The sequence below is a fragment of the Psychrobacter sp. TS_SC_6 genome (assembly GCF_056156305.1).
Genome location: NZ_CM149590.1, coordinates 2,616,329 through 2,630,410 on the forward strand (window position 1 = coordinate 2,616,329; position 14,082 = coordinate 2,630,410).

12 protein-coding genes are annotated in these 14,082 nt (G+C 42.5%); 8 read left to right on the forward strand and 4 right to left on the reverse strand.

The window, feature by feature from the left end:
• Positions 1-406 precede the first annotated feature (406 nt).
• The 3 genes from AC0J5Y_RS11105 to AC0J5Y_RS11115 are packed head-to-tail and all read left to right on the forward strand — an operon-like array spanning position 407 to position 3,092.
• Positions 407-1,414 carry a polyprenyl synthetase family protein gene (locus tag AC0J5Y_RS11105; RefSeq protein WP_475130734.1) on the forward strand — a complete coding sequence of 336 codons (1,008 nt, stop codon included), beginning with the start codon at positions 407-409 and terminating at the stop codon, positions 1,412-1,414.
• A 58-nt stretch (positions 1,415-1,472) separates the two neighbouring features.
• A complete protein-coding gene (locus AC0J5Y_RS11110; protein ID WP_475130735.1) occupies positions 1,473-2,291 on the forward strand; it encodes a DUF72 domain-containing protein in 819 nt (272 codons plus the stop codon).
• Between the two features lie 60 nt (positions 2,292-2,351).
• Complete coding sequence (locus AC0J5Y_RS11115; protein ID WP_475130736.1) at positions 2,352-3,092, forward strand: DUF4145 domain-containing protein; 741 nt, start codon at positions 2,352-2,354, stop codon at positions 3,090-3,092.
• Positions 3,093-3,172: 80 nt separating this feature from the next.
• Here the strand turns inward: AC0J5Y_RS11115 and AC0J5Y_RS11120 are convergent, their stop codons facing one another.
• Positions 3,173-3,802 (reverse strand): superoxide dismutase, encoded by a 630-nt coding sequence (locus tag AC0J5Y_RS11120; RefSeq protein WP_011514541.1) that lies wholly within the window; start codon positions 3,800-3,802, stop codon positions 3,173-3,175.
• Positions 3,803-4,261: 459 nt separating this feature from the next.
• Between AC0J5Y_RS11120 and rdgB the strand changes: the two genes are divergently transcribed.
• The 4 genes from rdgB (at position 4,262) to clpX (ending at position 9,163) form a co-directional block, all read left to right on the forward strand.
• Positions 4,262-4,915: an RdgB/HAM1 family non-canonical purine NTP pyrophosphatase gene (gene rdgB, locus AC0J5Y_RS11125; protein WP_475130738.1), complete on the forward strand. Its 654-nt coding sequence runs from the start codon at positions 4,262-4,264 to the stop codon at positions 4,913-4,915.
• Between the two features lie 409 nt (positions 4,916-5,324).
• Positions 5,325-6,665: a trigger factor gene (gene tig, locus AC0J5Y_RS11130; protein ID WP_475130739.1), complete on the forward strand. Its 1,341-nt coding sequence runs from the start codon at positions 5,325-5,327 to the stop codon at positions 6,663-6,665.
• Between the two features lie 460 nt (positions 6,666-7,125).
• Positions 7,126-7,755, forward strand: a complete 630-nt coding sequence (clpP, locus tag AC0J5Y_RS11135) for an ATP-dependent Clp endopeptidase proteolytic subunit ClpP (RefSeq protein WP_475132162.1) — start codon at positions 7,126-7,128, stop codon at positions 7,753-7,755.
• Positions 7,756-7,888: 133 nt separating this feature from the next.
• Positions 7,889-9,163 carry an ATP-dependent protease ATP-binding subunit ClpX gene (clpX, locus tag AC0J5Y_RS11140; protein WP_475130740.1) on the forward strand — a complete coding sequence of 425 codons (1,275 nt, stop codon included), beginning with the start codon at positions 7,889-7,891 and terminating at the stop codon, positions 9,161-9,163.
• 351 nt (positions 9,164-9,514) lie between these two features.
• Here the strand turns inward: clpX and AC0J5Y_RS11145 are convergent, their stop codons facing one another.
• The 3 genes from AC0J5Y_RS11145 to argS form a co-directional block, all read right to left on the reverse strand.
• On the reverse strand, positions 9,515-10,609 hold the full coding sequence (locus AC0J5Y_RS11145) for a PTS sugar transporter subunit IIC (RefSeq protein WP_475130741.1): 1,095 nt from the start codon (positions 10,607-10,609) through the stop codon (positions 9,515-9,517).
• A gap of 145 nt (positions 10,610-10,754) precedes the next feature.
• The gene (locus tag AC0J5Y_RS11150) at positions 10,755-11,546 is read right to left on the reverse strand and encodes an SPOR domain-containing protein (RefSeq protein WP_475130742.1); all 792 of its coding nucleotides are present in this window, start codon (positions 11,544-11,546) and stop codon (positions 10,755-10,757) included.
• A 65-nt stretch (positions 11,547-11,611) separates the two neighbouring features.
• Positions 11,612-13,441: an arginine--tRNA ligase gene (argS, locus tag AC0J5Y_RS11155; protein WP_475130743.1), complete on the reverse strand. Its 1,830-nt coding sequence runs from the start codon at positions 13,439-13,441 to the stop codon at positions 11,612-11,614.
• A gap of 415 nt (positions 13,442-13,856) precedes the next feature.
• Here argS and AC0J5Y_RS11160 point away from each other — a divergent pair, with 415 nt between their 5' ends.
• Positions 13,857-14,075 carry a DUF2788 domain-containing protein gene (locus AC0J5Y_RS11160; protein ID WP_475130744.1) on the forward strand — a complete coding sequence of 73 codons (219 nt, stop codon included), beginning with the start codon at positions 13,857-13,859 and terminating at the stop codon, positions 14,073-14,075.
• The last annotated feature ends 7 nt before the right edge of the window (positions 14,076-14,082 follow it).

Consider the following 14,082-nt stretch of genomic DNA (forward strand, 5'->3'; position numbering starts at 1 on the left):
CCAATTTCACGCCAATTAGTGTAGGGGATTATGCCCCCGACTGTCACAAGCTAATACCATACTCGCAAGTCACTCTTAAATCCACAGCAGCCCTTTACCTGACTAGCAATCTGCCTTAAGTGATTGTTTGTATAATGGAATCAGACTGTAGTGATTAACCTTTAAATGCAGCCTCTTATCAAAACATATTTAACCACTAAGTTAAATCAATAATACGTAACGAGGGCTTGTTGCATTATTTCATGCTGCTTTTCATATCAAGCTTTCTGCTTTTGATCTCAAACCTTCTATTTTTAATATACAACTTTAAAAAATACATTAGGGATTATGCATGTGGCATAAGGAATATAATCTATCATGTTACACTAACGATATTTTTATTATTCACCTGATAGAAGGTTGGGTTATGTCTGTTTCTTCTACGTCGAGCGTTGTTCCTATTAGCTTTATCCCTTTTAGCAATACAGAGCAGTTTCACCATGAGGTGCGCGCGCAATTAGCCAAAGATATCGAAGTGTTATTTGATTATGCTGAGCTGCCAAGCCCGCTGCTTGACGCTTGCCGCTATGTAATGACAGGTACAGGGAAATTGGTACGTCCGCTACTGGTTGCCAGCGCTTTTTCCAGCACTTATAGCCATAATGATACAATCGCTGATAAAGACAATGCCTTGGCATCTTTGTTAGAACACGACTCAGATTATGATATGTGCCGCCGTGCAGCGTTGGCGGTGGAGCTGCTGCATACTTATTCGCTGGTGCATGATGACTTGCCATGTATGGACGATGACGAGCTGCGCCGTGGTCAGCCAACTGCTCATATCGTCTTTGAAGAATCGACCGCCCTGCTCGCTGGTGACGTGTTGCAGACGCTAGCCTTTGAAGTATTGACCGCTGAGCTGCCAACCTTTGCGCCTTTTGACTCAGCTATTGCCAGCCAGCTTCTGGCTGTATTTGCCCCACGTGCCAGACGCATGGTATCGGGTCAAATGCTTGACCTTAATGCCGAAGCCAGTAACGACATCTCACAAGATCATTTAGAAGCCATTCATCGTGATAAAACCGGTGCCTTGATTGAAGCGGCGATGTTGATGGGCGGTATTTGTGCTGGCGCGACGGCTCCGCAGCGCATGGCTCTACAAGAGTGTGCACAGCATATCGGTCTCGCCTTTCAGGTTCAGGACGATATTCTAGACGTAACGACCTCTACTGATACGCTTGGTAAACCTGCCGGCAGTGATGAAAAGTTAGATAAATCTACCTATGTAAAATTGATGGGTGTCAATAATGCGACAAGCTATGCGCAATCGCTATTTGATGATGGGCGTGCAGCCATTTCTCGTGAGCTTGACGACAGCTCAGACACCGATGCGCTGATGGCACTTATCGAATGGCTTTGGGCACGTAAGAAATAGTCTAATAACCAACACGCCCAATATTTTAATCAGCAAAAAACAGCAGTGAGTGGTCAACATGGACAGTAACCTTACCCCGCGTATTTACCTCGGTACTGGCGGTTATAGCGATACCGATTTGCTCGGTACGCTTTATCCAACTGGCACCAAAAAAACCGACTTCTTACGTGAATACGCCAAACAATACGGCGCAGTTGAGATTAATAGTACTTTTTACGCACCCATTGGACAAAAAGCCTTTGCTGGTATGGTCGATAAAGCCTATGTACAAGCAGACAGTGAGTTGAAGTTCGCGGTCAAGCTGCATCAAGACTTTACTCATGCGCGTAAGGGCACTGCTGAACATGCGCAAGCGTTTTTAAATGCCCTATCCCCGCTTATCGAAGCCAATGCTCTAGCGCCATTATTATTACAATTCCCACATGGCTTTGATCGTACTCGTGAGCATCGTCTATATCTCGCAAACCTTGTCAGTTGGTTTCAGGACTACCCACTCGCTGTTGAGTTTCGTCATAACGGCTGGCATACCCCGCAAGTGGTCGATAGTTTTGTCAAACAAGGGTTGATTTGGTGTAGCGTCGATTATCCCAAAGTCAGCGGTTTACCGCCATCTCGTCTAATATTTACTCAGCGTACGGGCTACCTGCGTATGCATGGCAATAATCTAAACTGGTGGGATGCGATGAGTGCCGCTGACCGCCATGATTATCGTTATAGCGAGGCGGAAATGCAGGATTGGGCGCAAGCAATTGCCAATCAGCGTCAGCATTTTGATACGCTATATATATTCTTTCAAAACACCGTCAACGCGCACGCTTATTATAATATTGCGATGCTGAGAGAGGCGTTGGGTCAGTTTGGATTTGAGATGTTTTGATTTTTAATATAAATTTTCCGTTATCATATCGTGTTATCTAGTCAACTTATGGAGCAGCAAATGTTGCCAGAACATGGAAGTAAAAAATTTAAATGTCCACACTGTAATATCGTTGCAACCCAAGAATGGTTTAATGGGTACAATGCAGGTAATGCAGTAATATCAATTTTTCAGCATATTTATTTAAACTATAGACAAGGTGTTCAGGATTATGCTCAAAAGTTCGTTTCCGATTTTTTAGACAGTAGCACACATGACTTTAAACAAACTTTTAATAGATTTGTACCCAATGGTTTTTCAATAGCTACTTGCTGCTCATGTAGTGAAATTACTTTATGGGTAAATGAGCAAATTGTTTATCCTAAAAGAACCACAATTCCACCACCTAATGAAGATTTAGAAGAAAGTATAAAAGATCTTTATATGGAAGCTGCGACTATTTTAATTGACTCACCTAAAGGTTCTACTGCTCTTTTACGGCTAGCTCTTCAAATGCTATTAAAACAAGTAGGCAAAAGTGGTAAGAAAATAAATGATGATATAGGAGAGCTAGTAACGGAAGGATTAAGCCCTACAATACAGCAAGCTTTAGACTTACTGAGAGTGGTAGGAAACAACGCAGTACATCCTGGGCAGATAAACTTAGACGATAATGCTGAGATTGCTGAGAAATTGTTTAGTATATTGAACTATATTGCGGATCAACTAATTACTAAACCAAAAGAGCTTGAAAGTTTATATAAAGATTTGATTCCACTAGATACGCAAGAACACATTAGGCAAAGAGATAAACAAAAATAATTTATTAGTTTCTAAAATCCAAACAAAAAAAGGACGCCTCTCAGCGTCCTTTTTCAAATCAAATACCTAGTGGTTAAAGATTACTCTTCAACACCAGCATCTTGACCTTTATATTTTGCGTTTGCGTAGTCCCAGTTCACTAGCTTGTCTAGGAACGTGTCGACGTAATCAGGACGACGGTTACGATAATCGATGTAGTAAGCATGTTCCCATACATCACAAGTCAATACCGCGATTTGGTCATGTGCAAGTGGTGTATCAGCGTTAGCTGTTTTGGCGATAGACAATTTGCCACCGACTTTATCAGCGACTAGCCATGCCCAACCTGAGCCAAACTGAGTCAATGCTGCGTTTTTGAACTCTTCACGGAACTTGTCATAGCTACCGAAATCTTCTTCGATTTTCGCTTTCAAGTCACCAGTAGGTTCGCCGCCGCCGTTTGTTGGCGTCATGCAGTTCCAATAGAACGTGTGGTTCCATACTTGGGCTGCTTGGTTAAACATACCTTGCTTGCTGTCATCTTTAGCCGTTGCTATGATGATTTCTGACAAAGTTTTGTCTTCTAGACCAGAACCTGGTAGCAACTCGTTAAGCTTAGTCACGTATGCATTGTGATGCTTATCATGATGGAACTCTAAAGTTTCAGCACTGATGTGCGGCTCTAAAGCATCTTTTGCATATGGTAGGTCTGGTAAAGTAATCTTTGACATAGTTATTTTATCCTTGCTGTTTTAGCTGTTATTTTATGGAAACTGAATTTTACGCTATTTTTAACACGCAAAAAACCCTATAAAATAGCTGGCTAAATTGGCTGAGTTTATTGTTTAAAATGAATGTTATCGATTAATACATTGTATTACTGAACACAGTATCACGTATTATTATGAATCCAAAATTAACTATTATTCTTTACTTGCTCTTGGCACAAAAACCAAACACTTGACGTTGTCAGCCTTTATTAACCAAATATTCACAAGCTATAAGATATAATTCACTGTAGCTTGGCAGCTATTATAGCAATAGTGGCGACAAATATCAGTTACCAAATGTTATGTAAAGCGCAAGCAGTATCGCTTGCGAAAAACAGGCAAAAAACTATAGCAACAGCACGTTAATATGAATCACTCTCTTTTATTATTTAGACCTAATTACACGACGGAATACCCTTTATGAGCGTTATCAGTACATCACCACCCTTGACCCAACCCACATCTCACAAGCCATGGGTACTCGCCAGCAATAATAAAGGCAAGCTTGCTGAGTTCACAAGACTATTTGCCGAAGCAAATTTGGATGTGACGGTGATACCGCAAGGACAGCTTGATATCGAGGATGCGCTGGAAGATGGGTTGAGTTTTGTAGAAAACGCCCTTATAAAAGCCCGTCATGCCAGTCGTATTAGTGGTCTACCTGCGATTGCCGATGATTCTGGCTTATGTGTGCCAGTATTGGGCAACGCACCGGGTATTTTTTCGGCGCGCTATGCCGGTGAGCATGGCAATGATGCCAAAAATAACGCCAAACTAGTCACTGAATTGCAGCCTATCCGCGATGAGCACCCTAATGAGCCTATTAAAGGCATGTTCGTTTGCGTACTAGCGATGGTACGTCATGCTGATGATCCGCTACCGATTATCGCGCAGGGTTTATGGCAAGGTGAAATTCTAACAGCAGCGCATGGCGATGGCGGCTTTGGTTATGATCCGCTATTTTGGTTGCCAGAGTTGCAAGCAAGCGCAGCAAGCTTAAGCGCTGCTGATAAAAACCGCATCAGCCATCGTGGTCAGGCGATTCAGCAGTTATTGGCACAATTGCCGTTATAGTCATATTGGATAAGCAGGCAGTACACAATATGGCTTATCAAAATCGTGCGAGCGGCTATGAAAGAGATAATTTTTACTTTAATAATCAGATAGATTATACTGTTCTACTTTTAAAATTTTGTTGAAAGCCGTTAGTTTTCTGTATAATTCGCCAAAAAGCGTTATTATGCGAGCCATTAGCGGTTTATGATTGATATTTGATAGCATCTATTACGATTTACCATTTTTTATACCAGTACCAAGGGCGATTGCTTGAGGCATTGGTGGTAAAATAGCTATCACTATTCCCCTATTTATTCCAACGGCAACCAGTAGCACACGCGTATTTTGCAGCATGGTTGTCTATTACTATTTAACCCTAAGTACTTTTCAATCCGAAGTACTATTTAATCCTAAAGGTGTAATCAACATGGCTACAGATTTACAAGTCACAACCAACAAGCTTTCTAACAAAGAAACTCAGTTAACGGTCAAAGTACCCGTTGAAAAGATTCAAAACAAAGTTGAAGGTCGTATTCGTCAAGTTGCGAAAACTGCCAAGATTGACGGTTTCCGTAAAGGTAACGTTCCTATGTCACATATCCGTGCACAATACGGTGCTGGCATTCAGCAAGAAGTGATCAACGACGTCATCCGTGATACCGTTTTTGAAGCGATCAAATCTGAAGACATCCGCGCCGTTGGCATGCCTAATATCGACGACGTAAAACTTGAAGACGATTTCTTGGTTTATCAAGCGACTGTTGAAATCTTCCCAGAAGTTGATGTACAAGGTATCGATGAAATCGAAGTTGAGCGTCATACCGCCAAGGTTGATGAAGCTGATGTTGACACCATGATCGAAAACCTACAAAAACAACGTGAAGAATTCGTTGAGAAAAAAGGGAAAGCGGACAAAGACAATCAAGTAACTTTTGACTTCGAAGGCTCTATCGATGGCGAGAAGTTCGAAGGCGGTTCTGCTGAAGACTTCAAACTGGTTATCGGTAGCAACCAAATGATTCCTGGTTTTGAAGCAGGAATCAAAGGCATGAAAGCTGGCGAAGAGAAAGTGATCGACGTCACTTTCCCAGAAGATTATCAAGCTGAAAACTTGGCTGGTAAAGAAGCTCAGTTCAAAATCAACGTAAAATTGGTTGAAAAATCTAAGCTACCAGAAATCGATGATGCGTTCCTTGAGCTATTCGGTGTTAAAGAAGGCGGCGTTGAGAAGTTAAAGGACGACGTTCGCAAAAACATGGAACGCGAAATCAAAAACGCGGCGCGTAGCCAAGTTAAGCAAGCAACGTTTGACGCTTTGTTAGAAAAGAACGAGTTTGACGTACCAAACGCTATGCTAGAGCAAGAAATCGATCGTCAGCGCAACATGATGATGCAACGTTTTTCTCAGCAGTTCGGCGCCAATGCTGATAGCTTTGATAAAGACATGCTGCCAAATGAGCTATTCGAAGAGCAAGCACTACGTGCGGCACGCCTTGGCATCATCGTTGCTCGCATTATCGATACCAAAGGCTTAGAAGTTGATCAGGCTCGCGTTGAGACATTCATCAAAGAAGCGGCTGAAAACTACGAAGATCCAAGTGAGGTAATCGAGTACTACACCACTGATAAGCAACAGCGCGCGAACATTGAGTCTGTTGTACTAGAAGACCAAGTAGTAGACTATCTAATTGGTCAAGGCAAAGTAACGGATAAAGAAGTTAGCTACCAAGACCTATTAGCTGCTCAGCAACAACAGCAAGCAATGTAATCTAGCTCTTTGCCATTAACTGGAACTGACTGCTAAGATTGCTCTAAAAATGCCCTGACAAATTTGTTAGGGCATTTTTATTGGTGGCTTATATGCTATCTTTATGGATAGATTATAGAAAGCACCCTTGATAAGTGGGCACAAACGCCCTATTAATAGGAAGTCCCCTATGCTCTTAGTAGAAAGTCATTTTTCACATGAAAAAGTTACTATTACTCTGATAAAAAAGTTACCATTAGCTCAATTATTTTAACCCAATAGCTCTTATTACCGCTATTTATCAATTATTGATCCGATACCCGTCTTATTTAGCGTAATAGGTTTTATTATAAACCGACAATGTTTACAATGATAAACACCAATAAAAATTTAACGATTTTCTACTTTCTATCTTTATAAACAGGATATTTTTATGACAGATTATGATCGCATCACTGCCAACCCGCATTTTGATATGCTGATGAGCGCACACAACCATGTGCAGAGCATTACTCAAAGTGCCTTGGTTCCTATGGTAGTTGAGCAGTCAGCTCGCGGCGAACGCTCGTTTGATATTTTCTCGCGTCTACTACGTGAGCGCGTGATCTTTTTGACCGGTCAAGTCGAAGACCATATGGCCAATCTTATTGTGGCGCAGCTGCTATTTTTGGAAGCCGAAAACCCTGATAAAGACATTCATTTATATATCAACTCACCAGGCGGCTCGGTCAGTGCTGGTTTGGCCATTTTTGATACGATGAACTTTATTAAGCCTGAAGTATCAACCATCTGTATGGGCGGTGCGTATAGCATGGGCTCATTCTTGTTGGCTGCTGGTGAGAAAGGCAAACGCTATGCCCTAGCCAATGCTCGCGTCATGATTCATCAACCTTCAGGCGGCGCGCAAGGTCAAGCATCAGATATCGAAATCAATGCGCGTGAGATTCTAAAAACTCGTGCACGCTTAAACGAGATTTTGGCTGAGCGTACAGGTCAGCCAGTAGACAAAATTGAAAAAGACGTTGAGCGTGATTATTGGTTAGATGCCAAAGAGGCCAAAGAATATGGTCTGATCGATGAAGTATTAGAGCGTCGTCCTGCTTCTTTATAATAGCCAGTCTATGAGCAGCTGTATCGATGTAGCTAGTAGCGCTGCTTATGCTTAAGTGCTCTATATTAGACACTTAAGCGTTGATACACACATCAGAATATTTATAAGTATAAAATTTTAGGAGTGCCTGTATATGGCAGAAGATAACACCCCGCAGTGCTCGTTTTGCGGCAAAGAAAAAAGTGAAGTGAAGCAGCTGATTGCTGCTGACGATGCCAATATCTGTAATGAATGTATTGAGCTATGTACTGACCTTATCGCCGACAGTGACGAACATGGTGATGACGATAGCGACATTGATACCTCTTGGGTCAATAAAAAGCTACCAACGCCAAAAGAGCTACGTGCCAAGCTTGATGAATATGTCATCGGACAGGACGCTGCCAAAAAAGCGTTAGCGGTTGCGGTTTATAACCATTATAAACGCCTAAAAGTTAGCCAAACTTTAGCCAATGATAGCAAAAAAGCTAAAATTGGCGCTGATGATGCGATGGTAGAATTGGCAAAGAGTAACATCTTACTGATCGGTCCAACCGGTTCTGGTAAGACTTTGCTTGCGCAAACCTTAGCGCGCCTACTCGATGTGCCGTTTGCGATGGCAGATGCCACAACCTTAACCGAAGCCGGTTATGTCGGCGAAGACGTTGAAAACATCGTGCAAAAGCTATTACAAGCATCAGATTATGATGTAAGTAAAGCGGAGCAAGGCATCATCTATATTGATGAGATTGATAAAATCAGCAAAAAAGGTGACAATCCTTCTATCACCCGTGATGTATCGGGCGAAGGCGTTCAGCAAGCATTGCTAAAACTCATCGAAGGTACGGTCGCAGCTATTCCACCACACGGTGGTCGTAAGCATCCGCAGCAAGAGTTGATCCAAGTCGATACCAGCAATATCTTGATTATCGTTGGTGGCGCATTTGCTGGTCTAGATAAAGTTATTCAGCAGCGTACTGAAAAGACAGGCATTGGCTTCAATGCTGATGTCAGCTCAAAAGATGATAGCCGTCGCAGCTCAGAGCTACTACAGCAAGTTGAGCCAGAGGACTTAATTAAATTTGGTCTTATTCCTGAATTAATTGGTCGTCTGCCAGTGCTTGCAGCCTTACGAGAGCTAGACGAAGATGCATTGGTACAGATTTTAACGGAACCTAAAAACGCCTTGGTTAAGCAGTATAAGTATCTGTTTGATATGGAAGGCGCTGACATTACGTTTACCAAAGAAGCGCTTGATGCGATTGCCAAAAAAGCGATGGCACGCAAAACTGGTGCTCGTGGACTGCGCTCTATCGTTGAGAATGCTCTGTTAGAGACGATGTATGAGCTGCCTTCTATGAAGGATGCTAAGACCGTACTCGTTGATGAACAAGTGATTAACGAAGGCAAGACGCCTGAAATTGCTTAGCCTATCGTTGGTGGCAAATTGAGGTTACTTGGTTATCGCTCATAAGCTTTTATGATAAAAACGGCGTCTGGCATTCATTGTGCTAAGACGCCGTTTTTATGCCTACCGTCCTATTATTTATAGTCAATGAAAAGTAAAATCGATACATCAACAGTCCTGTACTACTGGTATCAGTTTTTGCAGCCTCTGTCTGCATAGGCACAGCAAGCAAGAAAAATTGATATCAGCAGTACGTTATGTATCGATATTGCTTTTCCCTGACTATACTTTAGATAACCGGACTTTTTGATTTTCCTGAGCTCTTCCTTAAACCTTACTTTTTAATAAATTCTTTTCATTCTTTAATGAATGTTAAGGCAGTTTCATATCGCCCTCGACCAACCAACCAAGACGGCGCATCGCATAAGCCACGATGCCAGCAATCACAGCGGGCAATATAAACATCAATAAAATAATCGCCGTCCATAATTGACCAGTACTCATAATATCTTGTGACGCTTCAATCACGCCAAATACGCCAACCAGTCCTGCGGTTCCCATACCTGCGCCTGTAGCCGTACATGCTAGCTCAAAGCCGACGGTCGCTATCGGACCGACGATAGCACTTGCTATAACAGCCGGTAATAAAACAATGGGTTTTCTGAGCACATTAGGAATCTGTAGCATGCTAGTGCCAAGACCTTGGGACACCACCCCACTTATGCCATTGTCCTTAAAGCTGGCGACGGCAAAGCCAATCATATGCGCCGCACAGCCTACCACTGCCGCCCCACCTGCAACTCCGCCAAGTCCAATAGTAATACAAATCGCCGCACTCGATGTCGGCATCGTTAGCAACATACCGACGACGACAGCAATCACAATACCCATTAATAATGGCTGTAAAGTAGTTGCCGCTTGAATCCCTTGACCAATGGCATTGACCGCAGCAACGACAGGAGGATTGAGTAGTGCACATACGGCTAATGCCACCGCGCAGACCAGTAAAGGTACCAGTAGAATATCAAGCTTGGTCTTGCCTGCAACCCATGTACCAGCGCGATAGGCAAAAACAGATGCCAAATAGGCACCAATTGGATTACCCGGTAGCGCAGCAAAGGTTGCCGGACCTGCCTCTTGAGCAATAAATAGATTACCTGCCATCAAAGCTTCAGAGTGAGCGCCCAACATACCAGCGACCAAGCAGCTAAGCATGACCAAAGTTGGCGCTTTTAGATAATAAGCAATGCCGACACCGATGCCCGCGCCCATTAACACAGACGCCAATTTCCCGACGGCAATCAATGTTGGAATATTTAGCCAGCCACCGATTTGCGAGATGATCAGACCCGCTATTAAGGTGACAAAAAGCCCTAAAGCCATACCAGTAAATGCATCAATAAAGTATTTTTGAAAAAATGCTTTAAAAGGACTGTGCGTGGTTACTGCTGAATTAAATACCGTCATAGCGATACTCTCGGTTAGTGTGGCAATAAAAAATTTCAATATAGTGGGTCAAGCTTAGAAAAAATACGCCGCTAGCAGCAAAAAAAACGTATAAAAAAAGCGCCACTGTGACGCTTTTTTTCTAAACAATCAAATCAATCTCAAACTAACGACGTTGTTCAACGATAATAGAATCAATTCCAGTATTTTGCAGGCGCTGCTGAGCAGTAGCAACGGCTTGACGACTGTTCATCGGGCGTGAGATTACCTGATAGATAGGTAAACCATTACCAGTAGTATTTTTGACGACTTTCGCATCGACACCTGCCATCAGTACTTGCGCACGGCGACGGTCTGCTTCATCAGCATCACCAAAACTGTTAATTTGTAAGATATACGTAGCAGCAGGTTTAGCAGCTTGAGTACCTGAATTGCCTGCATTGGGTTTATTTGCATTAGTGCTCGGATTGCTTGTCGCTGGCATACCATCGTAGGTCGCATCTTCTTCAATAATAACGATATCATCATTACCAGTAGCTGCGCCAGCATTTGGCGAACTGGTTGTACCTTCAGAAATATTATCCGTACCATCATTAGTATTAGGCACATTACTATCAGTTTGATTGACAATCACATCCGGTTCAAAATCAATGATTTCACCTAACTGGTCATTGTCGGTCTTGTCAAATTCTTCATCAGGGACGGTTGCCATTTCTTGATTGGGTAAAATATCATAGAATTCATAATCACCATTGTCGGCATCAGGATCCACTCTTTGCTGTATTTGCTTATTAGGATCTCCAGCCGTATCAGCAGGACTAAAATTAAACCATGGTGACAGATATAAGAATACCCCAATCATCAGCGTCAACACTGCACCAACAAACATCCATAATAAGCCTGACGCACTACTTGTTTTGCGCTTTTCAGTGGCACCTTTTGGTTTTTTGGCTAACATGGATCGCATTCTCCCTACTGAATCTATCTGTCATTATGGAATTATTACTATTAGTTGCCAGCTTTTTACATGCTAGACGGTGCAGACAGCCCTAATAGACCAAGCCCGTTACTGATAACTTGGCGTACTGCTTTAGATAAGCGTAAACGAGCTTGCATCAACGCCATCTCATCGGCGCTTGGTGTCTCACCTGAAGTCAGGCTCACAGGCAAAATACGATTGCTGTCGTACCAACCATGGAATAACGCCGCCAACTCTTTAAGGTAGTTAGTCAAGATGTGTGGCTCATAACCTGTCGCTGAGCGCATCAAGGTAGCAGGATAAGCGGCAAGTAGCTTAATGAGCTCCTCTTCACTTGGTGCAACAAGTAATTCTTGCTGCGCCGCACCTATCGCATCATCCACACTTAAACCGCTGGCTTGTAGTTTTTCTAACACACGGCAAACGCGAGCATGTGCATATTGAATGTAATAAACCAAGTTGTCTTTACTTTGCGATTTTGCAAGCTCTAAGTCAAAATCAACGTGTACTTCAGGCTTACGCGCCACATAATAAAAACGTGCGGCATCATTACCAACTTCATGACGCAGCTCACGTAAGGTCACAAACTTACCCGAGCGTGATGACATTTGAACTTTTTCATCACCGCGCCATAATGCGACAAACTGCACCAACACCACATCTAAACGATCGGCATCAATACCAAGCGCCAATAAAGCCGCTTTTACGCGCGGTACATAACCATGATGGTCTGCACCCCAAACGTTCACTACTTTGTCAAAACCACGATCGAATTTATTTTTATGATAGGCGATATCAGAGGCAAAATAGGTGCTTTGCCCATTAGCGCGGCGTACGACACGGTCTTTTTCATCGCCAAAATCCGTCGACTTAAACCAAATATTGCCGTCTTTTTCGTAGAGATAGCCTTTGTCCTCTAAAATCTGTAAGACTGGCTCAATCTCACTATCAATCGATCTTTCGCTAAACCAGCATTCATAACTCACACCGAAGTCACTTAGATCGTCTTTGATATCAGCCAAAATACTGCTCAAAGCAGCGTTTAAAAAAAGCTCATAACCATTACCAAGTAAAGCTTTACTATTGGCAATTAGACCATCGATATGGGCTTCTTTATCACCTGATAGCAGTACTTTTTCGCCATCGTCACTTATTTCGAACTGCGCATCTTCTGGCACGTTCTCGGCAATGTCTGCGAAACGATGTACGTAAGTATCAGCATACTGCGTCTTTAATGTCTGAGCAATATCACTGACATAGTCGCCTTGATAGCCGTTGACGGGGAAGGTGACCGTCTCACCATTGGTTTCTAGATAGCGCAAATAAGTACTGGTCGCTAAGATATCCATCTGGCGACCGGCATCATTGACATAATACTCACGCGTGACATCATAGCCAATCGCCTCAAGCAAGTTTGATACGCTCATACCAAATGCGGCACCGCGACCGTGACCAACGTGTAAGCTAGAAGTTGGGTTAGCAGAGACAAATTCGACCTGTATTTTTTGTCCGTCAAACTGCTTGCTTAAGCCAAAGCCATTTTGCAAATTGAAGATATCATCTAACACGGCAAACTTGGCTTCAGTATTCAAAAATACATTGATAAACCCTGGTCCCGCGATTTCTATTTGGCGGATGTCTTGATTCTGAGGCAATGCATTGACGATTTTTTCAGCCACTTGGCGCGGATTGGCTTTGGCAGCTTTAGCAGCTGTTAGGGCAATATTGCTGGCAAAGTCACCATGACTGGTATCTTTGGTACGCGTAATTTGGCTATTATTTTGCCAATCAGCCGGTAATTCGCCGTCATTTTTTAGGACTGCGATCGCACTGTCAAACAGTGAGGTAAGCGTATCGATTTGGGCTTGTGACATAGGACTATAAACTCGGATAAATAAACAATAAAAGTAGTGGAATATAAAATACGATAAAAAGATAAGTAACCTGCAAATATAACAACCTTTACCTGCTATTGCACTATCTGGACTAAAAATAGCGATAAAATGCTATTTATAGCAAGATGCTAGGGTTTATTTGACGTTTAATGGTTATTATAATTGGCAGATGGCTTATAGGTCAGAGTTATTGTAGCGTTCCTGTTTCCCAAAGTTGATGAAACATTCATACCCAGCCTATTCCACGTTATAATAACGCCATTTATTGGCTACTTTCTCTAGATATCGTGACGCTTAAATATTTATTCAACTATTTGTAAGTATTTCATTAAAAAGCAATCAAGTAACGAACAGAGAACATGGTATTTTTTGACTTTAGATATAGGATAAAATTATGTTTGCCATTGCTGCCAGTACCGTTACCAGTTGGGGGCTTTACATCTTACTGCCCATTTTTATTGCCTTTTTATTCTTTATTATTTGGGACTTATCAAAACAGTCTGATGCAGGGCGCGCGGGTACATTTTGGATGTTTTTGGCACTTGGTGCTGGTTTTATCGGTTTTATCTTAAAAATATTGTTAGAAATGGCATTTACACGGTGGTTTATCTAAGAAGCAT